This window comes from Sulfurimonas limnophila (genome assembly GCF_059705345.1).
On sequence record NZ_AP046127.1, the window covers coordinates 713,872 to 735,299 of the forward strand.

General features: G+C 33.5%; 31 protein-coding genes. 3 read left to right on the top strand and 28 right to left on the bottom strand.

Annotation, left to right across the window (positions count from 1 at the left end):
* Positions 1-4: 4 nt before the first annotated feature.
* The 14 genes from AC6H33_RS03770 to guaB form a co-directional block, all read right to left on the bottom strand.
* A complete protein-coding gene (locus AC6H33_RS03770) occupies positions 5-511 on the bottom strand; it encodes a hypothetical protein (protein ID WP_497605631.1) in 507 nt (168 codons plus the stop codon).
* Positions 508-1,644 carry a succinyldiaminopimelate transaminase gene (locus tag AC6H33_RS03775; protein ID WP_497605632.1) on the bottom strand — a complete coding sequence of 379 codons (1,137 nt, stop codon included), beginning with the start codon at positions 1,642-1,644 and terminating at the stop codon, positions 508-510. Before AC6H33_RS03775 ends, AC6H33_RS03770 begins: the two co-directional genes overlap by 4 nt.
* Before the next feature lie 61 nt (positions 1,645-1,705).
* A complete protein-coding gene (locus tag AC6H33_RS03780) occupies positions 1,706-2,230 on the bottom strand; it encodes a thioredoxin domain-containing protein (protein WP_497605633.1) in 525 nt (174 codons plus the stop codon).
* Complete coding sequence (locus AC6H33_RS03785; protein WP_497605634.1) at positions 2,227-2,904, bottom strand: HesA/MoeB/ThiF family protein; 678 nt, start codon at positions 2,902-2,904, stop codon at positions 2,227-2,229. The genes AC6H33_RS03780 and AC6H33_RS03785 overlap by 4 nt, the downstream gene beginning before the upstream one ends.
* Positions 2,901-3,698, bottom strand: coding sequence for a carbon-nitrogen hydrolase family protein (locus AC6H33_RS03790; RefSeq protein WP_497605635.1), 798 nt, complete (start codon positions 3,696-3,698; stop codon positions 2,901-2,903). Before AC6H33_RS03790 ends, AC6H33_RS03785 begins: the two co-directional genes overlap by 4 nt.
* Entirely contained in the window at positions 3,698-3,946 is a 249-nt protein-coding gene (xseB, locus tag AC6H33_RS03795; protein WP_497605636.1) for an exodeoxyribonuclease VII small subunit, read from the bottom strand. The genes AC6H33_RS03790 and xseB overlap by 1 nt, the downstream gene beginning before the upstream one ends.
* Positions 3,947-3,965: 19 nt before the next feature.
* Positions 3,966-4,406 (bottom strand): hypothetical protein, encoded by a 441-nt coding sequence (locus tag AC6H33_RS03800; RefSeq protein ID WP_497605637.1) that lies wholly within the window; start codon positions 4,404-4,406, stop codon positions 3,966-3,968.
* Entirely contained in the window at positions 4,403-4,837 is a 435-nt protein-coding gene (locus tag AC6H33_RS03805; protein WP_497605638.1) for a thioredoxin fold domain-containing protein, read from the bottom strand. Before AC6H33_RS03805 ends, AC6H33_RS03800 begins: the two co-directional genes overlap by 4 nt.
* Positions 4,834-5,958 carry a homoserine O-acetyltransferase MetX gene (gene metX, locus AC6H33_RS03810; RefSeq protein ID WP_497605639.1) on the bottom strand — a complete coding sequence of 375 codons (1,125 nt, stop codon included), beginning with the start codon at positions 5,956-5,958 and terminating at the stop codon, positions 4,834-4,836. Before metX ends, AC6H33_RS03805 begins: the two co-directional genes overlap by 4 nt.
* Before the next feature lie 3 nt (positions 5,959-5,961).
* Complete coding sequence (locus tag AC6H33_RS03815; RefSeq protein ID WP_497605640.1) at positions 5,962-7,227, bottom strand: O-acetylhomoserine aminocarboxypropyltransferase/cysteine synthase family protein; 1,266 nt, start codon at positions 7,225-7,227, stop codon at positions 5,962-5,964.
* Between the two features lie 76 nt (positions 7,228-7,303).
* Positions 7,304-7,690 carry a DUF6858 family protein gene (locus tag AC6H33_RS03820; protein ID WP_497605641.1) on the bottom strand — a complete coding sequence of 129 codons (387 nt, stop codon included), beginning with the start codon at positions 7,688-7,690 and terminating at the stop codon, positions 7,304-7,306.
* A gap of 20 nt (positions 7,691-7,710) precedes the next feature.
* Positions 7,711-8,673 (bottom strand): SLAC1 anion channel family protein, encoded by a 963-nt coding sequence (locus AC6H33_RS03825; protein ID WP_497605642.1) that lies wholly within the window; start codon positions 8,671-8,673, stop codon positions 7,711-7,713.
* 63 nt (positions 8,674-8,736) lie between these two features.
* Entirely contained in the window at positions 8,737-9,225 is a 489-nt protein-coding gene (locus tag AC6H33_RS03830) for an RDD family protein (protein WP_497605643.1), read from the bottom strand.
* Positions 9,226-9,232: 7 nt separating this feature from the next.
* Positions 9,233-10,678 (bottom strand): IMP dehydrogenase, encoded by a 1,446-nt coding sequence (guaB, locus tag AC6H33_RS03835; RefSeq protein WP_497605644.1) that lies wholly within the window; start codon positions 10,676-10,678, stop codon positions 9,233-9,235.
* Between the two features lie 176 nt (positions 10,679-10,854).
* Between guaB and AC6H33_RS03840 the strand changes: the two genes are divergently transcribed.
* Positions 10,855-11,655, top strand: a complete 801-nt coding sequence (locus tag AC6H33_RS03840) for an RMD1 family protein (RefSeq protein ID WP_497605645.1) — start codon at positions 10,855-10,857, stop codon at positions 11,653-11,655.
* Positions 11,656-11,671: 16 nt separating this feature from the next.
* Here the strand turns inward: AC6H33_RS03840 and AC6H33_RS03845 are convergent, their stop codons facing one another.
* A complete protein-coding gene (locus tag AC6H33_RS03845) occupies positions 11,672-11,956 on the bottom strand; it encodes a heavy-metal-associated domain-containing protein (RefSeq protein ID WP_497605646.1) in 285 nt (94 codons plus the stop codon).
* Positions 11,957-12,145: 189 nt separating this feature from the next.
* On the opposite strand from AC6H33_RS03845, the gene AC6H33_RS03850 reads away from it, so the two are divergent.
* Complete coding sequence (locus AC6H33_RS03850) at positions 12,146-12,277, top strand: hypothetical protein (RefSeq protein ID WP_497605647.1); 132 nt, start codon at positions 12,146-12,148, stop codon at positions 12,275-12,277.
* A 63-nt stretch (positions 12,278-12,340) separates the two neighbouring features.
* On the opposite strand, the gene gatA is transcribed toward AC6H33_RS03850, so the two are convergent.
* The 4 genes from gatA to AC6H33_RS03870 form a co-directional block, all read right to left on the bottom strand.
* The gene (gatA, locus tag AC6H33_RS03855) at positions 12,341-13,684 is read right to left on the bottom strand and encodes an Asp-tRNA(Asn)/Glu-tRNA(Gln) amidotransferase subunit GatA (RefSeq protein ID WP_497605648.1); all 1,344 of its coding nucleotides are present in this window, start codon (positions 13,682-13,684) and stop codon (positions 12,341-12,343) included.
* A gap of 190 nt (positions 13,685-13,874) precedes the next feature.
* The gene (locus AC6H33_RS03860; RefSeq protein ID WP_497605649.1) at positions 13,875-14,108 is read right to left on the bottom strand and encodes a DUF2442 domain-containing protein; all 234 of its coding nucleotides are present in this window, start codon (positions 14,106-14,108) and stop codon (positions 13,875-13,877) included.
* Positions 14,089-14,334, bottom strand: coding sequence for a DUF4160 domain-containing protein (locus AC6H33_RS03865; protein ID WP_497605650.1), 246 nt, complete (start codon positions 14,332-14,334; stop codon positions 14,089-14,091). The genes AC6H33_RS03860 and AC6H33_RS03865 overlap by 20 nt, the downstream gene beginning before the upstream one ends.
* Positions 14,335-14,355: 21 nt before the next feature.
* The gene (locus tag AC6H33_RS03870) at positions 14,356-14,580 is read right to left on the bottom strand and encodes an HTH-like domain-containing protein (RefSeq protein ID WP_497605651.1); all 225 of its coding nucleotides are present in this window, start codon (positions 14,578-14,580) and stop codon (positions 14,356-14,358) included.
* Positions 14,581-14,868: 288 nt separating this feature from the next.
* Here AC6H33_RS03870 and AC6H33_RS03875 point away from each other — a divergent pair, with 288 nt between their 5' ends.
* Positions 14,869-16,233 carry an IS4 family transposase gene (locus tag AC6H33_RS03875; RefSeq protein ID WP_497603908.1) on the top strand — a complete coding sequence of 455 codons (1,365 nt, stop codon included), beginning with the start codon at positions 14,869-14,871 and terminating at the stop codon, positions 16,231-16,233.
* On the opposite strand, the gene AC6H33_RS03880 is transcribed toward AC6H33_RS03875, so the two are convergent.
* The 9 genes from AC6H33_RS03880 to AC6H33_RS03920 form a co-directional block, all read right to left on the bottom strand.
* Positions 16,165-16,443: a hypothetical protein gene (locus tag AC6H33_RS03880; protein WP_497605652.1), complete on the bottom strand. Its 279-nt coding sequence runs from the start codon at positions 16,441-16,443 to the stop codon at positions 16,165-16,167. The two genes, AC6H33_RS03875 and AC6H33_RS03880, sit on opposite strands and share 69 nt — an antisense overlap.
* The gene (locus AC6H33_RS03885; RefSeq protein ID WP_497605653.1) at positions 16,444-16,677 is read right to left on the bottom strand and encodes an addiction module protein; all 234 of its coding nucleotides are present in this window, start codon (positions 16,675-16,677) and stop codon (positions 16,444-16,446) included.
* A gap of 591 nt (positions 16,678-17,268) precedes the next feature.
* Positions 17,269-17,589 (bottom strand): hypothetical protein, encoded by a 321-nt coding sequence (locus tag AC6H33_RS03890; protein ID WP_497605654.1) that lies wholly within the window; start codon positions 17,587-17,589, stop codon positions 17,269-17,271.
* Positions 17,590-17,814: 225 nt separating this feature from the next.
* Complete coding sequence (locus AC6H33_RS03895; RefSeq protein WP_497605655.1) at positions 17,815-18,591, bottom strand: hypothetical protein; 777 nt, start codon at positions 18,589-18,591, stop codon at positions 17,815-17,817.
* A 2-nt stretch (positions 18,592-18,593) separates the two neighbouring features.
* The gene (locus AC6H33_RS03900) at positions 18,594-18,848 is read right to left on the bottom strand and encodes a hypothetical protein (protein WP_497605656.1); all 255 of its coding nucleotides are present in this window, start codon (positions 18,846-18,848) and stop codon (positions 18,594-18,596) included.
* A gap of 102 nt (positions 18,849-18,950) precedes the next feature.
* A complete protein-coding gene (locus AC6H33_RS03905) occupies positions 18,951-19,433 on the bottom strand; it encodes a hypothetical protein (RefSeq protein ID WP_497605657.1) in 483 nt (160 codons plus the stop codon).
* Between the two features lie 617 nt (positions 19,434-20,050).
* Entirely contained in the window at positions 20,051-20,620 is a 570-nt protein-coding gene (locus tag AC6H33_RS03910; RefSeq protein WP_497605658.1) for a hypothetical protein, read from the bottom strand.
* A 70-nt stretch (positions 20,621-20,690) separates the two neighbouring features.
* Positions 20,691-21,026: a type II toxin-antitoxin system PemK/MazF family toxin gene (locus tag AC6H33_RS03915; RefSeq protein ID WP_497604147.1), complete on the bottom strand. Its 336-nt coding sequence runs from the start codon at positions 21,024-21,026 to the stop codon at positions 20,691-20,693.
* A complete protein-coding gene (locus tag AC6H33_RS03920; RefSeq protein ID WP_497604146.1) occupies positions 21,023-21,268 on the bottom strand; it encodes a hypothetical protein in 246 nt (81 codons plus the stop codon). Before AC6H33_RS03920 ends, AC6H33_RS03915 begins: the two co-directional genes overlap by 4 nt.
* Positions 21,269-21,428: the final 160 nt, after the last annotated feature.

Sequence of the window (21,428 nt, forward strand, 5' to 3'; positions counted from 1 at the left end):
AGAGTTACTCCCCATCTATTTGGGAGTTTTCTAGCAATTTTTGTACCTCATTAGCACTAAAAGAGCTTATGTAAAAAGTTCCAGCCTCCGTAGTTGCATCTAAATCAGCAATATTATCAATAAAATCATCAAGCGAGATATCTTCTGCAGAAGCAAGGTGGTGAATTTTGAGTGCATTTGAAAACTCTTTTGAGTTGCTAAGTCCGCTTAAAACTTCAAAAAGCGCACTTGCATCAGAGATTTTACCAGCACTGTAGTTCTCAATGGCATACTCATAAAGCGCTCTAAGTGTGGCAAAATCTTGAACTTCATCCATATCCATTGCTCTATGAGACTCTAAAGTATCTGTTAATCTCTCTAGCGCTAAATCTAAAATATTTGCATAAAAAGCACCAAGTGTATCTTCATCAAATGTCTCATGTGCACGTTGCTCAAGCACATAAAGTGAAGCTATATCGCCATCTCTTTGCGCTTTTAGCACCTCTTCTTTTAATATTTCAATACTGCTCATGATAAACACTCCTTTAATCTTTCTAGGGCACTTTTGATTTTTTGTGTATCTTCTACAAGCGCGATTCTTATAAAATCTCTTCCAGGATTAAAACCATTTTCATCATCTCTGCCTAAGTATTCGCCTGGCAGAACTTTTACATTGTACTCTTGATAGAGTTTTTTTGTAAATTCCAATGCATTTGGAACTCTTAACCATAAATAAAAAGTAGCCTCTGGAATCTCTGCACCCAAAATTTCGTGTGCTGCTTCAAAGTTTTTTTTGTAAATCTCTCTTGCAATCTCTACATGTTCTTCATCTCTCCAAGCCGCTGCTGCCGCGCTTTGCAGAGGAAGAGGGGAGGCACATCCTATGTATGTTCTATAATTTATATACTCTTTTAGTATAGTCTCATCTCCAGCGATAAATCCAGAACGAAGTCCTGGAGCGGATGAGCGTTTTGAGATAGAATTGATAACTAAAATATTTTTAAAACTCTCATTTCCAGCATGAATTGAGGCTTCAAGCAGTGAAGGAACGGGATTTTTTGTATATATCTCACTGTAACACTCATCATTTAAGAGCACAAAGTCATATTTTAGAGCTAGTTTAACCCACTTTGAAAGCTCTTCAAGAGTTAGTGTTGAGCTTGTTGGATTGTTTGGAGAGTTTAAAATAACTAAATCACAAGAGGAGAGTTTCTCTTCATCTATTTCAGGCTTGAAGCCATTTTCTTGCGTCAAGTTGAGATGAATACTCTTTGCTCTAGAGGCGATAGCAGCTCCCTCGTATATCTGATAAAAAGGGTTTGTAAAAGCGATAGTAGGCTCTTTTTTGTCAAAGAGAAAAAATTGAGGAAAGTTAAAGAGAACTTCTCTTGTTCCAAAAGTTGGAATTATCTCTTTGTCTGTTAGTTTAACATTAAATCTTTTTTCAACAAACTCTCTTTGAGCAGCTCTTAGTTCATCTTCGCCTATTGTCTTAGGGTATCTTCTAAGCTCTGAGGCGCTATTGCAAAGAGCTTTTTGTATGAAATGAGGTGTTTCAAACTGCGGTTCGCCTATCGTTAGGATTGAGGCTTCATACTCACAATTTGGAGTAATACCTTGAAGCAAAGTGGTTAGTTTTTCAAATGGATATGGTTCAAAATTCATCGTTTATGCCCTTTATTGTGGGCGAAATTATATCTAAAATCTACTAGCGGGAAGTAAATGATTACTCAAATTCATCTAAACAAGAGGCACTTCCCTCAGAGACTCTGCAAAATTTTGAATCTTTGTCAAAAGAGATCATATATGGACGCTGTGTCATCTCTAAAGTAGATGCAACTTCTGCAATCTCCTTTAGCGCTTTGAGCGTTTGAGGCTTGGCTACCAAGTCGCTCACATCTATAATCTCCTCATCAATCATAACCTCCACAAGGGCTTCTTTTCTATCTTTAGCTTCTAAGATATATTGCATACTCTTCTCTGAATCAAGGCGCGGAAGTCTATACATAAAGATATAGTAACTGTTTGTAAGCTGAAGCATTTTATTTTCATCAATCTTTTTCATAAGAGCTTTTGAGTATTGGCATAATGGGTCCACAAAAACATAGACTTTGCTCATCTCGCCTGATCCAAACCTTATAGCATGATGCTCAATAGCCTCTAAATCAGCCTTTGGTTTTTGCGTTATATCTACACTCTGTGCAGCAAAAATATTTATAAAAAGAAGAAAAATTAGCGATAGAAATTTCATAGACTACTCCTTGATAGAGAAAATTTTTGAGTGACCAACTCTCCGTCACTGTTGAAAAAGAGATAGTATAGCTTATCTTTTTTTACACTAAGCCCTGCTAAATATCTAAGTGCCAAATTTGCCTGAAGTGAAGCGATATGCATAACAATAGGAGCGGCTATACCATCGGGTGTTTTAGAAGTTATCTTAAAAGCGTCTCTAAAAGATGACTCTTCAAAAAAACATACTTGCCCATGAAATGCCTCTACGCTTCCATAAATCCAAGAAGTACGCTTCTCTTTTGCATAGTCATCTATCTGAGCACGAGTTTCAAGGTTGTCAGTTGCATCAATGAGCAAATCAACTGCTATCTCTTTTTTACACCACTCTTCAAACGTACACTTATGTGCAATAGCTCTTACGTAAGGGCATCTTTGCTCTAAAATTTGAGCATTTATTTCTGCTTTGTTACTCCCCTCATCGCCAATCTTAAAAGCGATTTGACGATGAATGTTATGCGTGGAAACTTCATCAAAATCTATGATGTGTATCTCTCCAATTCCACTAGCACCCAAGGCATAGCAGAGTGAGCTTCCAAGCCCTCCAGCTCCAATTATCGCTATCTTTTTATTTTGCAGTGAGAGTTGTGTTTGCTCTCCCCAAAGTTGTACTTGTCTGTGAAAATAGTCCATCATGATTGGCTTCTCTTGTTTTGTGCATCTCTAAAACCCCAAGCTTTTCTAGCTCTAATGACATCTGCGTGGCTCATATCTACTATCATAAGCTCCTCTTTGTTGCCCAAGTGCTCAAGAAGTTCTCCGTTAGGTGAAGCAAGAAGTGAATCTCCATAAAAACTCCAACTATGGTTTTTATCTACATATTCGCCAATTCTGTTTGCTCTTAAAATATAGCAGTTATGAGTAAAAGCGCGTGACAAAATCAGCGCTTTCCATCTCTCATAAGAGTCAAATGTAGATACACTAGGAAGTAAAATGCAGTCAACTCCTTTAGAAGAGATATGAGAGAACATCTCATCAAAGTGGAGCTCAAATCCGCTCATGATGGCAAATTTAAAACCATCAACTTTAAAGACAAGAGGAGATTGAATCTCTTTTATCTCATTTGCAAAAAATTTCTCTTCATTCCAGTGTGCATAATTTATAAGAATTTGCTGTTCATAATAAGCAGTAGAAGAGGGGGAAAATTTTGCAACAGTTTTAAAAACTTCACCCTTTTTCACTATAACGATAGGCGCAATAATGCTCATATTATAGCTCTTAGCTAGCTCTTTTAAAACTTTTATCTGATGAAGCGCTTGTTCTTGTATCATCGCAACTGACAACTCTTGAAGCTCTTTAAAAAATGGATTTAGTATATATTCGCCAAGGAGTAAAACTTTTACACCCTGTTTGTGTGCAATTCTTATGTAGTTATAAAGCTTTGTAGAGCTCATGCCCTGAGCGCTTAGTTGAAGAACTGCTGCTCTCACTATGTAGCCTTTATATGGTTGATTTTTATCTGCGCTTCTTCTAGTATCTTTTGAGCAGATGAGAGCTCACTCATGCCCATCTCATAAGCCTTTAGACTATCTTGAAGTGTGATTTCTGGATTCATAAGTGTCTCTAGTACTTTTTTTGCACTCTCCAGTTTTGATTCAAAGCCTTGGGCTTCTTTAGTAAAACCTACGGTTTCTTTAGTAAATTTTTCAGACTCATCAATTAATTTACTTTTTGCCATTTTTTATCCTTTTAGTTTATTATTCTTTGTCATCTCTGTATGCTTCTAAAAACTGGCACACGAGAAAATCTACTGCATTTAAAGTGTCTTCATGCAAAAATTCTGACTCTACCAAAACGCTCTGCATGTAAGTATAGGCAAATGTATCAGTTTTCTCTTTTCTGTTTGTTTTTACATCTTCACCAAGAAAAAGTGATACTTCAAGTACATACAAATCCTTAATCTCGATAGCTTTAATCTCTATGATAAAGCTCGTAGAATCAACTTCTCCAAAAGTAAAATCCTCTTTTTTTAGCTTTTTTACTATAAGACTCTTTAGCTCTTCTTTAGCCTCTTTATCTATAAACTTTGTTCGCTCAACTATCATGATTTTTAAATTTTTAACACCGTCTAAAGTAAATTTTGAAGAAGAGAAAAGCATTGTTGAAAATAAAAGAAGAAGAGCAATTTTACGTATCATTTTTTACTCTCTCTAAAGATTTTTAGTGCTTCATCCATCAAATCTGAGAATTTTTTATGGTTTATATATGAAGATAGTTGATAAATCTCTTTTTGATTCTCTGGATTTATAAAATAGATAGATGGTATCGTAGCACTCGAGAATTTTTTTGGAAAATTGCCATCATCCCAATTTTTGTCAAAAACAACGCCAACACAATTTTCTTCTACTTTTTTGGCTACATCTTCATGCAGAAGTGTTTTTCTCTCAAGTTTTTTACACCAAGGACAAAAGTCAGCTACCACAACAAGCATCACTAGCTTATGCTCTTTTTTTGCAAGTTCAATAGAAGCGTTATAATCTCTTAGATACCCTGCGTTTGATGCAAACTCATCAATATAAGCCCCATATATCAAAGAGATTGATAAAAAGAGCAGGGTAAAAAGTTTCAAGTTATACTCTCATTTTTTGCTTCTAAAATATCTTTGATATTTTTTTCAAACTTATCTACTTCAACCAAAAAGGCGTCATGTCCATAGTCACTCTCTATATCTAAATAGCTGTGATTACTGTTTTTTATCTCAAAGAGTGCATCACTTATCTCTCTCATCTCAAAATTTTTAAAGAGTTGGTCATTGCTAAAACTAATTAGATGAAGCTCACATGTTATCTTCTTTAGAGCTTCTTGTAGTGAATCAAATCCTCTTGAGATGTCATAGATATTTATCGCTTTTGTAATGTATAAGTAAGATAGCGGGTCAAACCATTTTGTAAAGTTATATCCGTTGTACTCCAAGAAAAGCTCAACTTGAAACTTTCCAAAAAGTTCATAAAGTCCATCTGTACTTTTGTACTCTCTGCCAAATTTGTTTTTCATAGACTCATACGATAAAAAACTTATATGTCCAGCCATTCGCCCAACAGCCATTCCAGATAGGCCTTTTTCTTTTATGGTTTGACTATCGTAATATCCGCCTTTAAAATCTGCATCTTTTAGTATAGACTCTTGCGCTACTTTGTTAAAAGCAATCGCCCAAGGCTGTGTTGCGTGGGTTGTCGCCATGGTAATAATCTTAGATGCAAAATTTGGATAGTGGATAGCAAAAAGAAGCGCTTGCATCCCTCCCATAGAGCCACCAATAATGGCATGAACATTATGAATACCAAGCTTGTCGAAAAGTATTCTTTGTGCTTTTACCATATCTTTTATAGTTACAACAGGAAATTTGTAGCGGTATGGATTGTGATGCGGATGCGCAGGGCTCATAGGGCCAGTTGAGCCAAAACAGCTACCTATTACGTTTGTGCATATTACGAAGTATTTATCAGTGTCAACCGCTTTGCCAGAACCAATTAAGTTGTCCCACCAACCAGCTTTTTTATCTCCCTCATAAACACCAGCACAGTGATGAGAACCAGTGAGCGCGTGACATATAACAACAACATTGCTTTTATCATCATTTAGCTCTCCATACGTCTCATAAGTGATGTCATAAGGCTCTAAAATACGCCCACTCTCTAAGTAAAGCGGGTTTGTAAAATGCTCAGTATATGTTTTTAGGTTTAGTGACAACGCTTATGCCTCTAGTGCTTGTTTCATGTCGTCAATTAAATCTTTGATGCTCTCTAATCCGCATGAAATACGGATAAGTCCAGAAGGAACACCACAAGCAATTAGTTCTTGCTCATTTAACTGCTGATGCGTTGTAGAAGCAGGGTGAGTGATGATTGATTTAGAGTCTCCGATATTTACAACAAGTGAGTAGAGTTTTGTTGCATCTACTATTTTTGTAGCCTCTTGAAGTGAAGCAACTTCAAAACTAAGAAGACCGCTACACTCTCCATTATCAAAATATTTTTGCGCATTTTTATAGTTTGCGTTACTCTTTAGCCCTGGATAGTTCACTTTTTTTACTTTTGGATGAGACTCTAAAAACTCTGCAAGAGCCAGAGCATTTTTAGAGTGTTCTCTCATACGAAGAGAGAGCGTCTCAACCCCTTGGATAAAGAGCCATGAGTTAAACGGCGATAAAACAGCGCCTAAATCTCTCGATAGTGAGAGTCTTGCTCTTAGTGTAAAAGGAGGAAGTCCTATATCAACATATACCAGACCATGATATGATGGGTCTGGATTGTTAAAGTGCTCATATCGTGGGTTTGAGCGAAGTTTTTCAACTAAATTATTTCTCTCAACTAAAATCCCTCCGATTGCTAAACCTTGACCAGTTGTATATTTACTTGCACTATGAACGACAATGTCTGCGCCATACTCAAATGGACGGCATAAAATTGGGGTTGCAACTGTATTGTCAACAACACTTAAGATGCCATATTTATCCGCTATTTTAGTGATTGCTTCTATGTCGGCTACATCAATGCTAGGGTTTGTTAAAGATTCAAAAAAGATAACTCTTGTTTTATCATCAATTAGAGATTCAAGAGCTGACATGTCATGAACATCAAAGTATCTAGCTTCTATGCCAAATCTCTTTAGAGTGTGTGTGTTTAGAGTCAAACTACCGCCATAAAGCTGTTTTGCACAAACAATGTTTTCTCCAGCTTGTGCTGCATTTGCGATAGCAAAAAATGTAGCACTCATACCACTAGATGTCGCAAGTGAAGCTGCTCCACCTTCAAGTGAAGCAAATCTTTTTTCAAAAACATCAGTAGTTGGGTTATTTAGGCGTGTGTAGATATTTCCAAGCTGTTTTAGAGAGAAGAGATCTGCTGCATGTTCAACACTAGCAAACTCATACGCAGTTGTCTGATAAATCGGAACAACCATCGTTCCTTGTGAATCTTTTGTGTATCCTTCATGCAGAGCTCTTGTTTGCAAATCCATCTTAGTTACCTTGGTTTAAATATTTAAAAGTATTTTATCTAAAATGGTTTAATCTTAGTTTTAAAAGCTCTCTATTTTAAAGCTTAAGCCCTTTTGTCCACTCTTCCATAACCTTGTTTAGCTCCTCTTTTGGAGGCTCCATAAAGTCGATTACGATTTTGTCTTCAAATTCACAAATACCGATACTTCTTGGACGAACTGCCAAAATTTTTGTAGCAGGAATCGCTTGACCAAAACAAAAAACTACATTTTGTGCATCAAGCAGACCATCCATAATAGGGCCACCCAATTTTTTTGTATGAGCAAAATGATCAAATAGAGCGATAAACTCAGCCACTGGGTGGTTTGAAATCTTCTCTTTAAAGTACTCTACTACCTCTTTTGTGCTTGAGAGACGCATCTCACTCTTTAAAAACTCTATACTACAAATCGGATACTTATCCATAAACACTGTTTTTTTCATCATTTTTCCTTTTAAAATTTTTACTCTTGAATACAAATCTCTTTTTTACCAATATGCACTATCGTTTGGTATGCAACAATTAAGATAATTATAGTCGTGGCTGCAACCATCACATAAGATAAAATCTCAAAAAACAGAGTACCTTTTATGTGATACATCAACATAGCACTTATGGCCATTGCCGCAATTGGAAATACAAAAGCCCACCATGAGATGAAGAACTTTATCTTTATAAAATTTTTGTACATAAATAGAATTAAAAGCGTAAAAAATAGAGCAAGATTAAAGAGAAAAAGAGCAAAAGTGTCAACAACTCCAAACATCTTAAAGTAGGCTATAAATCCAACAGCAGGAGGAGCTATGAGTATAAAGAGTGTTGGCATAAACTTTACAGCCATCTGATTATGAAAAATAATTCTATTGAGTATTACAGAAAATAAAATTATCCAAAAGAAAATTCCAACGCTGAAAAAATATATCAAAATATCAATATCAACAAATCCCATACCGCCAACAGGAACTAAAACATTTCCAACTATCGGGATAAACCAAGCAGGGTTTGAGTGGTCTAATTGTTGATTTTTATTTATCCAAAAAGATATTGTGTACATAGTTAAGTAGAAGTGAAAAATAGTTCCAGGATACCAAAATAGGGCGCTGATGAGAGGGAATTCTTCTCTATATATTATTGCAAGCATTAACATGGAAATCGATATTGCTGCAAAGAAGTTTATTCTTATTGGATGAGAAAACTCATTTACAACAGCCATTTTATATGTAAGAGTTTTTCTGACGTATATAAAAGATACTATAAAGAAAACTAAAGTAGTAGCATACATCAAAATTTCACCTAGTATAGCGGGGAAACCAAGCCATAGAGCAGCTTTTTGATATGTTATAGTAAGACCACTTAGTCCCATAACAATAGCATACATCATAATCGGAAAAAATTTTAGCCTATTTGCTTCGAGCGAATTTTCCATTTAAAGCCTTTCATTATCTAAAGTTATAATTTTTATAAATTTTACTATAATTTATAATAAAAGTCAATTAATCTTATAAATAACTACCGTTCCAGCCAGAAGATCATGAAGCCCTCTTTTATCCTCTCTAAATCCAATCATGAAAAATCCAATTAAAAGAGTGATGATAGAAGCAAAATAGCCGATAGAACGAGTAAAAGCTTGTCTATTGTCTATCTCTTTGAATGTTTTAGCGTCAACTATTTTAATGTTTAAAATCTTTTTTCCAGGAGTCGCTCCTTTTGATTTTTTCCAAAAAATTGCAGTTATAAGTAGAGTAGAAATCTCAAAAATTAATTCCCATTTAAGAGATTTTTGCGGTTGATTTGAGAGTGCCATTTGAGCATTTCCGCTCATTGCATAAGAGATGTTTTGTTGAAATTGTGAAAAGTCAAACCAGTTGCCATCACTTAAAAAATAGATAATGATTGCAACTGGGAGAGCGAGAAAGAGAGTATCTAAAAATGAAGCAAAAAAGCGGATCCAAAACCCAGCATATTTTACTTCATTCATATCACTGTTATATGTGGTAATTTGGAGCTTCTTGCGTTATGATAACATCGTGAACATGGCTCTCTTTAAGCCCAGCACTTGTAATCTCTACAAACTCTGCTTGTTCCCAAAATGTAGGTATATCTTTGCTTCCGCAATAACCCATAGAAGAGCGAAGACCGCCCATCATCTGATGAACGATTCCAGCGATACTTCCACGAAATGGAACGCGCCCCTCTATGCCCTCGGGTACTAGTTTGTCTGCTGCTGTTCCCTCTTGAAAATATCTATCATTTGAGCCTTTTTGCATAGCCCCGATACTTCCCATACCACGGTATGATTTATATTGACGTCCTTGAAACATTATAGTCTCACCTGGAGACTCTTCTGTACCTGCTAGAAGTGACCCAGCCATGATACAACTAGCACCTACTGCTAGAGCTTTTGCAATATCTCCAGAGTATTTGATACCACCATCCGCAATAACTGGAACACCATGTTTACGAGCCTCATTAGCACACTCAGATATAGCAGAAATTTGTGGAACACCAACACCTGCAACTATACGAGTTGTACATATTGACCCTGGTCCAATTCCAACTTTAACACCATCAGCCCCAGCTTCTATAAGAGCAAGCACAGCTTCTGCTGTTGCTATATTTCCAGCGATTATATCCACAGACAAAGTTTTTTTAATCTCTTTTACAGTGTCTAAAATACCCTTAGAATGCCCATGAGCAGAGTCAAGAACTAAAACGTCAACTCCAGCATCAACTAGAGCTTTTGCACGATCCATTTGACCAACACCAATAGCAGCTCCAACAACAAGTCTGCCAAAAGCGTCTTTATTTGAGTTTGGATATTCAATACGCTTTTTAATATCTTTAATTGTTACAAGACCTTTTAAAAAGCCGTCATTGTCAATTATAGGGAGTTTTTCTATCTTGTTTTTATGCATTATATCAGCAGCATCATCAAGTGAAATTCCTTTGTTAGCAGTAATGAGAGGCATTTTTGTCATTACTTCATCAGCTCTTTTTGTCATATCTTTTTGAAATCTCATATCACGGTTTGTAAGAATTCCTAGTAGTTTATTGTGCGCATCAATAACTGGAACACCTGAAATTTTAAATTCGTTCATTAGTGCATCAGCATCTGCTAAAGTTGCATCTGGATGAACATATATCGGGTCTATTATGATGCCACTTTCAGATTTTTTAACTTTTTTAACTTGTTTGCACTGAGTCTCTATATCCATATTTTTATGAATTATCCCAATCCCGCCAAGTCTAGCCATGGCAATAGCAGCACGATATTCTGTTACTGTATCCATCGCAGCTGAAACCATAGGGATTTTAAGTGAAATATTTTTTGTTAATTTGCTCTCAAGCGAGACCTCTTTTGGCAGTACCTCTGAGTATTTTGGTACAAGTAAAACATCTTCAAATGTCAGGGCGCGTTTACGAATTTTCATGATAGTCCTTTTGATGTATAAAAGTTATTTATGTTTCAATAAAATTCTGTGGATTATAGCTTTTTTGTTGTTAAAAAAACGTAAAACTTGGGCTTTACATAAAATAAACTATGAATAATATAGAAGTGAAATAGATGTATAATAATAAAAAAACAATATTAATTTAAGGTGCAAAAATGAAATCAAGAGTCTTGTTTGTGTCTGTAGAAATACCAATAGTTATAACTAAAGCCGACCTAGAAAAGGAGTTTCCAGAGCTTCTTCTTACAACAATTGAAAAATCTCTCGTTGGTGAAATTTCTGATGATAAGTATATATTTACTACCTCATTTGGTGTTATAACTTTTTGTAACTTTAGTCATGATGAGATAAAGTCTTTTTTATCTAGATTAAATATTAAAGAAGCAGAGAACTACCAAATATCACTTATAAATCAAGATTATCCGATGATAATAGATGAAAAATATCAAAATCCGCTTATTGATACACACACTATTAGATATGAAAAATTTAATAAATCTGTTGCATCTATTATTTCTCTAGTACTATCCAGAAGTGTCGGGCTTGAAAAAAGAGAAAAATCTTTAGAAAAAAAGATGCAAGAGAGTAAAAAGTTATATGATACGATAGAAAATATAAAAGCAAAAGATAGAAAAAATCTTATGAATTTTGCAAGCAGTATAGCAAAAGAGAGATTTGAAATCTTAAATCAACTTTTTTTGCTAGATAAACCAGATATTATTTGGGATGATTTTGAGCTTGAATCACTATATAATCAACTGGCGCTTCAGCTCGAACTGAAGTCAAGATTTGATGTTGTAGAGTATAAAATGCTATTTTTAAAAGAGTCGGTAACATTTATAACAGATAGAGTAAATCAAAAATCAAGCGAATTTTTGGAGTGGATAATTATATGGCTAATAGCAATAGAGATACTCTTTTCAACATACGAATATATAATAAAGCCAAATTTATAGCTTTCTAAGCTTTAAGCTATTTTTGATTAATTTTTCCAATTGCACAAGAGACAAAGCTTTTAGCCTTTAGTCCGCCTTTTGTAAAAGTCCCAATCTCCTCATCCTCCATAGGATAGCCAAGAGATTTCATCTTTTTACGAAAGTTTAGCTCAGATTCTTCATCTTTTATCTCTAGGGTAACAACTCTAGGTTCTTGTGATAAATCAACATCAACTTCACCAAATTCACTCTTTAGTGACTCTTTTATAGTATTTGCACATCCACCACATTTTATGTTGAGTGCTTTAAAACTCTTTTGCATGATAAAGCCTTTTAGTTTTTTCAATTCTATCATGTATAAATAAAAAAATCTCTTCTATAGTAAATATAAATATAATCTTAAAAATAAGTGCTGAATATAAAAGAATTGGAAGCTTAAAAGTTAAATCAGATAAAATTACTCTGATTTAAAAATACTAGAGGGTAACGCTCTCTTAACAAAGGATACACAATGAAAACATTGATTTTAATGATCGGATTAACACTAGGCGCTCTTCAGGCAGATAACGTTGTAACTTATGATACAAGAACAAATACTACTGAGGCTATCGGAACTAACCACCCGACACAAGACCTATACTAAAGGTCTTTGACACATCTCCGCCATCCTTGGCGGAGATTTTACTTATTTACTCTTTAAATACTTCTACTTTTTATAATTAATCTCTTTCTCAAGACTAAGCGCACCATCAAACAAAACTTGCTCATCATATGCATTTGCAATCAACTGAAGCCCAATCGGCATACCATCAGAACTCTTTGATACAGGAACAGAGATAGCAGGAAGCCCAGCAAGATTTACACTTATGGTATATAAATCACTCAGATACATCTCCATCGGAGTTGATAATTCTCCAAACTTGTTCGCAGTTGTAGGCGCAACTGGAGATAAAATCAAATCTACTTCTTCAAATATTTTAGAATATTGGTCTTTTATGAGGTGTCTTGTCTTTTGTGCTTTTACATAGTACGCTTCATAGTATCCGCTTGAGAGTACAAAGTTACCTAGTAAGATACGACGTTTTACTTCATCACCAAAACCTTGACTTCTAGTTTGGATAAAAGTGTCGTTTAAATCTTTCCCAACAACTCTGTTTCCATAACGAATACCATCATATCTAGCCAAGTTTGTTGTAGCCTCTGCAGTCGCAGTTATATAATAAGCAGATATATCAAACTTTGCATCCATAAGTTCACGTTCTACTATCTCATGACCAGCACTCTTTAATGCTTCTATAGCAAGAGCATACGCTTTTTTTACATCTTCACTTGCATTTTGGATATGTTTTGGAAGTACTGCAATGCGTAGTTTGCGTTCTGAGTTTAGTTTGTCGCTTACTTTGTCGTTTCTGTTTGCGCATGTAGAGTCTTTTTCATCATGACCACTGATAATATCATACAAGATAGCAGCGTCTTCTACATTTTGAGTCATTGGACCTATTTGGTCTAGGCTTGAAGCATAAGCCCCTAAACCATAACGGCTCACTCGTCCATAAGTTGGTTTCATTCCAACTATCCCACAAAAAGAAGCGGGTTGACGGATACTTCCACCTGTATCACTTCCTAAAGCTGCGATAGCAAGGCCAGACGCAACTGCCGCGGCACTTCCTCCAGAACTTCCACCTGGAACACAATCTTTGTTATGAGGATTTAAAGTTTTGCCATAAAAACTTGACTCTGTCGTACTTCCCATAGCAAACTCATCCATATTTGTTCGCCCAAACGCAGATAAACCAGCACTAAGCATCTTCTCTATAACCGTTGCGTTGTATGGAGCGATATAACCTTGAAGTATGTTTGAGCCCGATGTAACAGACCAATCTTTAACCTGAATATTGTCTTTTATAGCGATTGGCACACCATCACCAAGGTTATTTACATCTATATACGCATTGATATCGCTATTTGCTTCTATCTTAGCTTTTAGTTCATCTTTAAATTTTGCTAATTCTTCTTTACTTAATTTTAATGCTTCTTTTAATGTAATCACTGGTATTCCTATTGTTAATAAATTATCGGGTGCATTATAGCAAAATGTGTTTATCTTTTCTTTAGTGGTGCTTTGTTAAGAGTAGAAAGTTCCTCGTTCCCAAGTTTCACTTGGGAATGCATACAGGCAAAACAAATCAATAAACTAAGATACACACTACGCTAGGTAATTTATTGGCTACTATGTCTTGTTATGTGTGTGCTTGTAATGGAAATCTTTCAGGATGCTCAATCATTTCTAAACTTAAATCAACATCTAAATTTTCCCAATAAAGATGACCTTGTCCAAAACTTTCAACTTTTGTAATATCATTTATTGTTTTATTTTTAAACCATGGAAAGTTTTCATAAGATAGAAAATACTCTCGATTATCTGATAATATCCATAATCCATGACTTGATATATTAGTTACTTCTGTTTCCAAAATGTTCCTCCCATGCTTTTATAAATTCTTCATAGTGCTCTTCAATTATTTTCTCAATTTCGCCCAGTTCTTTTCTTGATAATTTATAGTTGGTTGCTAATTCAATTTGAGGGTCAAGCCAAAATTTTGCCTCACCGTTTTGACATTGTACATGAATATGTTGTCTTAATTCTTCTCTTGAAAAGAAAAAGAAACGATAACCATTAATTTTTAAGACCGTTGGCACATATATCTCCTCGTTATTCTATCACTTTATTTTAACATATTTTGCTAGTCTAATGCCTTTGCTGATTTCTGCATGGTAATTTATTCCAATCTCGGCTAACTCTGCAATTTCACTCATTGAGCAATTACAACTTTTTAACTCTTCGGAATATTTTACTCCAAACAATCTTATCATCGTTGTACTATCTCCTTTTGGAGCATTTTCATACATATTCTTTAATTCACTTGCTAAATCTTGTTTTGTCATTTTATTTTTTCCTCACCTAACTGCTATCTTGCGAAATAAGTCGCTGCTAGGCTACTTATTTTTCTCCAAGTACTTGTTATATCTTTTATTTAGTCTCTGTCTTTCCAGTAGTTTGGTTTTCTATGAAGTTGCATTACAGCTAAAATGATAATTTCATTATCTTTTTGAAAATAAATTACTCAACTTTCGCACATAGATTTTGATGTTTAATTTATCTACGAAAGCCCATAAATAGGCGCTTTTTAGTATAATTATGTTACCACTAACATCATTATAAAGGTCTATTTTATGGAACTTGCAAATTATATAGAAACTGCTATGAAAAGCATATTAAAGAATCCAATCCTTGAAGTGCTAATAGAGATAAAAATCACAAAAATACTCAAGCAGAGCAACTTCATTAAACGAAATGTCGGCTATCCACCATTTCAAATAATCTTACACTTCGTGTATATGCTTATCATGAATAAAAGACAGTCTACATTCATAAAAAAGAGCGATAGTGCATTTGGCAAAGACGCTTATTACCGATTTATCAAAGAGAGTCGTTACAACTGGCGAAAGTTTTTAATACTAAGCACTACTGCGCTTTTGCAAAGAATAAAACCTCTACATAAAAACGGTGAACATCGCTTGCTCATTATTGATGACACAGTCGAAGCTAAAAGTGGTAAACATATTGAAGGAAGCTGTAAATATATTTGGAGCAATAAAGAGCACAGAAGCATAAATGCGCTCAATATCGTATCTCTAAATTATGCAGATTCACATTCAACATTTCAACTTGATTTTTCCATCAAGATGAATGATAGTCGTCGAAAAGATATATCTGAATTCACTTCAACTGTTCATCATCGTAGTAATTCTCATAAGCGTAAAGTTGAATCTCTCAAAGGTAAAAACATTTTAGCTATTGAGATGCTTGAGAGAGCGTTAGAGCAAGGGGTAGATGCAGACTACCTACTTATAGACAGTTGGTACGCTAAACCAGACTTCATACATCAAGCTAATGAGCTTGGCATGCCAGTAATAGCAAGACTTCCAAATAATAAACTCATTTGGAACTTTAAGGGCAAACATAAAACTATGAATGCAATCTATGATAGTATGAAAAACTCTCGTCATAAACAGAGTGGCAAACATGGAAAAATATCTTATAAATATTTCGATGCAATTGTAGAACATGCTGTTCTAGGCAAAGTCAAGCTCGTATTTTTGCACACAGGTAAAGACTTGTTGGTTTTTATCTCAACTGATATTATCATTATAGGCAAAGAGATTCTAGCAACTTATAAAAAGAGATGGAATATTGAGCAAGGTTACAAAGATTTGCGAAACCTGTTTGGGTTTGGCAAAGAAGAGAATCGTATCTATGAATCACTAATTGCAAAAATAACTCTCTCAATGTTTGCCTACAACATTGTAAGCTATATCAATCGCATAAAACATGAGCCACAAACTCTAGGAGAATTATTTAGAGACTTAGAGTGTGAGCTTGAAACTCTTGCAATATCAATGCAACTCTTCATTCAAATACTGACAAAAATCTCTGAAATTGAAAATGTTGTCAAGGATAATAAAGATTTACTGACTATTCTCGCTGTACTCAACGCTTATACTCAAAAAGAGTTGGGTTTTATGTGCGAAAGCTGAGTAAATTATTCCAAATGGAAATCTGTTTGTTAAGCATCTTCTTATTTTTCCATCTAGTTTTTGCCAAGCAGTAGGATATTCTAAAATTCTTTGGATTGTTTTTTGAACTTCATATGCAAATTCTGCACCAAGCCCATCTTTACATTCTTGATAATAATCAACTGAAGCATTTAATTCAACTTCAGCATCTGGGTGGAAAGAGTAGGTCATCTATGAGTGGAGTCTTTGAGAGATTTTTTTAAAAACTTCGTCTCCATCAACTAATGTAATGGAATTTGATTCAATTTCTTCTTTTCTTTTGTTGGCTTCTTTTATCCATAGTTTATCTATTTCGCTGTTTAACGGTGTAATACTAGCCAATATCTTATCCACAATTTCAGTCTTTAAATCTATTGGTAAAATATCTATCTCTTCAAAAAGTTGTTCTTGTTTTAAAGCTAACATCATGAACTCCAATACTTAAAATATACACCATTTTAGCAAAATGGTGTATATTTTTTCTTTAATTATTTTTTAGGGGGAACAATTTCCTCTACCGCCACCAGATGGATTGCCTGTTGTACTAGGACAATTTGGTGGTCTGCATCCGCCTTTTCCCATGTGAGACTCCTTTTTTTGAATTTCTCGTTCCCATCGTCTCGATGGGAATGCATACTTAATTTCAAAATTTATTACATTATGCAATATTTTTCTATATCCAAAACTAAATATATCATAATACAACAAAAAGAGGTTATATCGATGAGGCAAAACATTGGCGATATTCAAGTGCTAGAGATTATGAGGGAATTAATGGACTTATAGAGGTTGAGAGATTTTGGTGAGCTATATGCGTTCCCATCGAGACGATGGGAACGAGTTAGATAATTTACATTGATAAAAATGACCAACCCGTAAAATAAAGGTATGTTCGAGTTCTATGTTCTTTATTTCTTCTTTGCTTAAAAAAACTGTTTTAGAGCGATTTTTTATCTCAAGTTTTTCTCGTTCCCAAGTTCCACTTGGGAATGCATACATGTAAAACAAATTAATAAATTAAGATACACACTCCCAAGCACAGCATTTTCTCGTTTTCTCGTTCCCAAGTTCCACCTGGGAATGCATACAAGTAAAACAAATCAATAAACTAAGATATACACTACCAAGCGCAGCATGGGAGCGAGGAAAAGCACATACACCTATAACCTTTTTATCCTCAATTATACTAAAAATATATCCACCTTCTTCAATAATTTGATATGGATTTTCTGCCAATTCTATATCAATTTGTTCGATTTCAAAATACTTTTGTATCCATTCTTTATTTAATTGTATAAAGTTTTTTAGATATTTTTTTTCATTTTCAATTATTTTCATATTTTGTTGCTACTATTTATTAATAGGTTGATGACTAAAACAAAGTAATTTCCCATTAAGCCAACGTCTACAATAAGATATTTCATCAGAGGATAACACTCTGCCACATTCAACACAATGTAGTGTGTAATTTGAAAATCCTGACAATTCATACTCCTTTTTTAATAATAAGCTAGGTACTTAAGATAGACTCATAACGATTGTCGTGAGCAATATGAGGTTTTGTTATGTGTTGAGCTCCAAAACATCTCCATTTTCAAATATGACTAGTATTTTGTCAAATATCCCAAAGTCTTCAACACTTTCAAATGTGTTTTTATAATGTTCAATATGTTCTTGATTATCAAAAGATGTAAACTTATTGTAATAGTTATCAAATAGTGCTAGCCATATTGGCTTTTTAGTATCTTTACATTTGATATTTTTATCATAAATCCTATCATTTACAATATTAAATGTTTGCCCTGATAAATGACAATCTGATATTGTATCAAGTACGGTATTTATATCTCTTGACTTTTTGGCTTTACCACCAAAAGGCATTGCAGAACCTGCAATTTTTCTTGTTCCACTTTTTGGCATTGGAAATATCGATATTTTGAAGCTAACATCATTAATATTATCTTCTATACTATTGTCAACTTTAAGTGCATCTTCTTCAATTAGGGATTTTAAATATTTTTTAAATTTTTTACTAATAGTACTAACTTTGACATAATCATGATGGAAAAATAATAATATTTTTTTATCAGCATCAATAAGGTGTCCAAATTCTTTATCTATATTATCTATAAAATTTAAGTATCCATAATCTATAGTTTTTCTGTTTTTCAAAACATTTTGATCAATATCTGTGATTTCTACACCAATTTTTTTATCATCAATTTTCAAATAAATATCTGGTGGGTCATCACCTTCTTCAAAATCTACAGTATCAAATAATTTTGAAAAATAAGATTGCAAGCTTTCAGCTACAAATTTCTCAGTACCTTTTAAATTCAATGTTATTCACACCAAACTTCACATTTTTGTTTTCTGTTTACATTATATAAAACTGCTGATGCACAAGCACCCATTGGGCTTCCATCTAGAAATATAACATACTCACCGCTATCCCATCCTAAACAATATGTTTTTGCTTCAAATTTTTCACCATTTATAATAAATAGCTCATCATTGTGAGCAACTTCAATCTCATATGAATCAGCTGCAAATAAGCTATTAAACATAATAAGAACTAGAAATATAGTTTTTTTCATAAGTTACCTTTTGTATTGTTTTAGATAGTTACTTTATCGCATAACGGTTGACTTGAGAAATAGTTGCACCCGCAGGGTAATTTATTTCTCTCCAAAGTTTTGTTAAACATCATTAGTTAAATTGAGATTTTCAAATTCACGCATTCTTGATAATTCGAATAAAACCAAACCTAAGGGAATAGCAAAAGAAAAATATGCAGCTATCATTATTTGTCCGCCACCACGAATAAAGAATGTACTTATAAATATAAGCAGTGTAATGCTTACTCCTATACTTAACAATGTCAAGCCAATTCTTCTTATGTACAAAGTTTTTTCACTACTAATAACTGCGCTTAATTTCAATTTTCCACGAGCTATATCTAAAAATCTTTTGCCAAGAATTACAACTACACCAATTGCAGTCACAATTAATACTACAGCAAGAACTGGATTTACAACATTTGGGTTTCTTCCCATTTGCGATAATAACTGTAAAGCAAAAGGTACTTTGCCTAAAAATGCAAGAATAATTGAACCTAGCCCAAGTAGGTAAATTACTCTGGTAAAAGCACTTGCCTCTATTTTTTGAATGTTTTCGTACATTGTTTCTCCTTTTTGTTTAACGTTGGACTTGAGAAATAGTTTTGCCCGCTAGGGTAAATTATTGGTCTCCTCGTTTTTGTTAGGTTCTTTTTTTACTACTAGTAATGTCAACAATATGATGGTTAAAGATATTGGCAAATAAAAAATCCACAATAATGACAAATCTACATATTTCAAATACTTTAAATAAACAATACAGCCAACCGAACCAATTAAAACAATATTAGCAACACTTATTAGATGTAAAAGTACAGGCCTAATTGTTTTTTTAATTAGTGATAAAAACAATATTATATAGTGCGGTAATGCAAAAAATATATAGTTAAAAAAGAAAACCTTGAAACCATCAGATGTGTTGTTATTACTCGTGACCTTTTCTGCAACATCAGTATTATTAGTTGATGTTGCAGAGGATATAAGCAAAAACAGTATAAAAACAAAGAGAGGAAATAGTAAATGTAAAAAAACTTTTATTTTATAACTTACTTTCAATTTAGTTAATCTCCTTGCTTTAATATGGAATATTGTAACCTAACGGTTGAAGATAGCCAATAAATTCCCGCTAGGTAATTTATTGGCTACTCTGTTTTGTTGTATGACTTCTACTTTCAATATATTTAATTACCAAAAAAGTTAAAAACACTATTTACAAAAGTGTATGTTTTATTACTATTATTCCAGTTTATACAACTATTTTTGTCAACAACAATATCATCAACTAGTTCCATATTCCAATTATGAAATTTATATCCAACAGAAATGTTTTTATTAATCACCAAAAAATTCATTAGTTTTTGGGAGCATGTATCTTTAATCATTCCATCGGTTAAAATTCTAGTTAGTTTTTCTTTATTTTGTTTGATATTTTGTAAATTTAACAATACATCATAGTTTGTTTTTTTGACCCAAGTAAGCTTATTATCTTTATGTATAAAATCCAACACAATATCATTATCTGAAGTTTTAATTGGACACATATCGTGTTGGTGCTTAGCAAATTTTTGTAAAAAATCTTGCATATCTATTGCTGATAGCTTTTCCAATTCCTCTCTCATTTGAGGTGTGAATTTATCTTCATTTATTGTTTTTATTGTTTGAGTAAGTTCTTTAGCATATGGCATTCTTGTAAATCCAATGATCATTCCGCAAACTACCATTAGAACAGTATATTTTTTATTTAGTTTCATTGTTTTCCTTCATACAACGGCTGAGTTCAGTAACGATTTATCGTTTACTGCTAGGTTTTGTTATAGGTGGTTAATCTATATCTTCAAATCTAAGACAAAGTACATCTACTATTTTTTTCTTAGTGATATAATTATCAATAGAAGTTAACTTTTTAATTAATCTATTTTTTGAAATAGTTCTAATTTGTTGGCACAATAATATTGATGGCTTTTCAAGTTCATTTTGCAACAATAGTTCATTTGGGTATATTTTTCTACCATTTTTTAAAGAAGTTATTGGAATGATTGTGACTACATCAAGTAAGTTCTCATAATTGTTTGAGATTATTAAAACTGGTCTTTTCCCAAATTGTTCTCTACCAACAGTTGGATTTAAATCAGCTAGATATACATCGTATTGATTCATTTAATATTCTCAAAATCTGAGTATTGAAATTCATCTTCAATACTTTTCATATCTTGAATATATAATTTATCTTTTGAAGCTTCTATCATAGTTTTTTTATATTGCTCTTTTTTTTGTTTTTCTATCAAAAGCTGTAAAGCATTTGATACCAATTCAGAAAATGATTGATACTTCTCCATAATATGATTTAGCTCTAAATTATGAAATAAATCATCTTTAATTGCTACTGTTTTTCTTACCATTGTTAAGCCCCTTACTATAGTAATATTTAATTCATACTTTTATCATACTATAATAATCTAAGAGTTTGTTTAAATTTAAGATTTATAAATATAGTCCTATAACGTTTAAAATGAGCCAATAAATTACCCTACGGGCAATTTATTGGCTCCTCTGATTTGT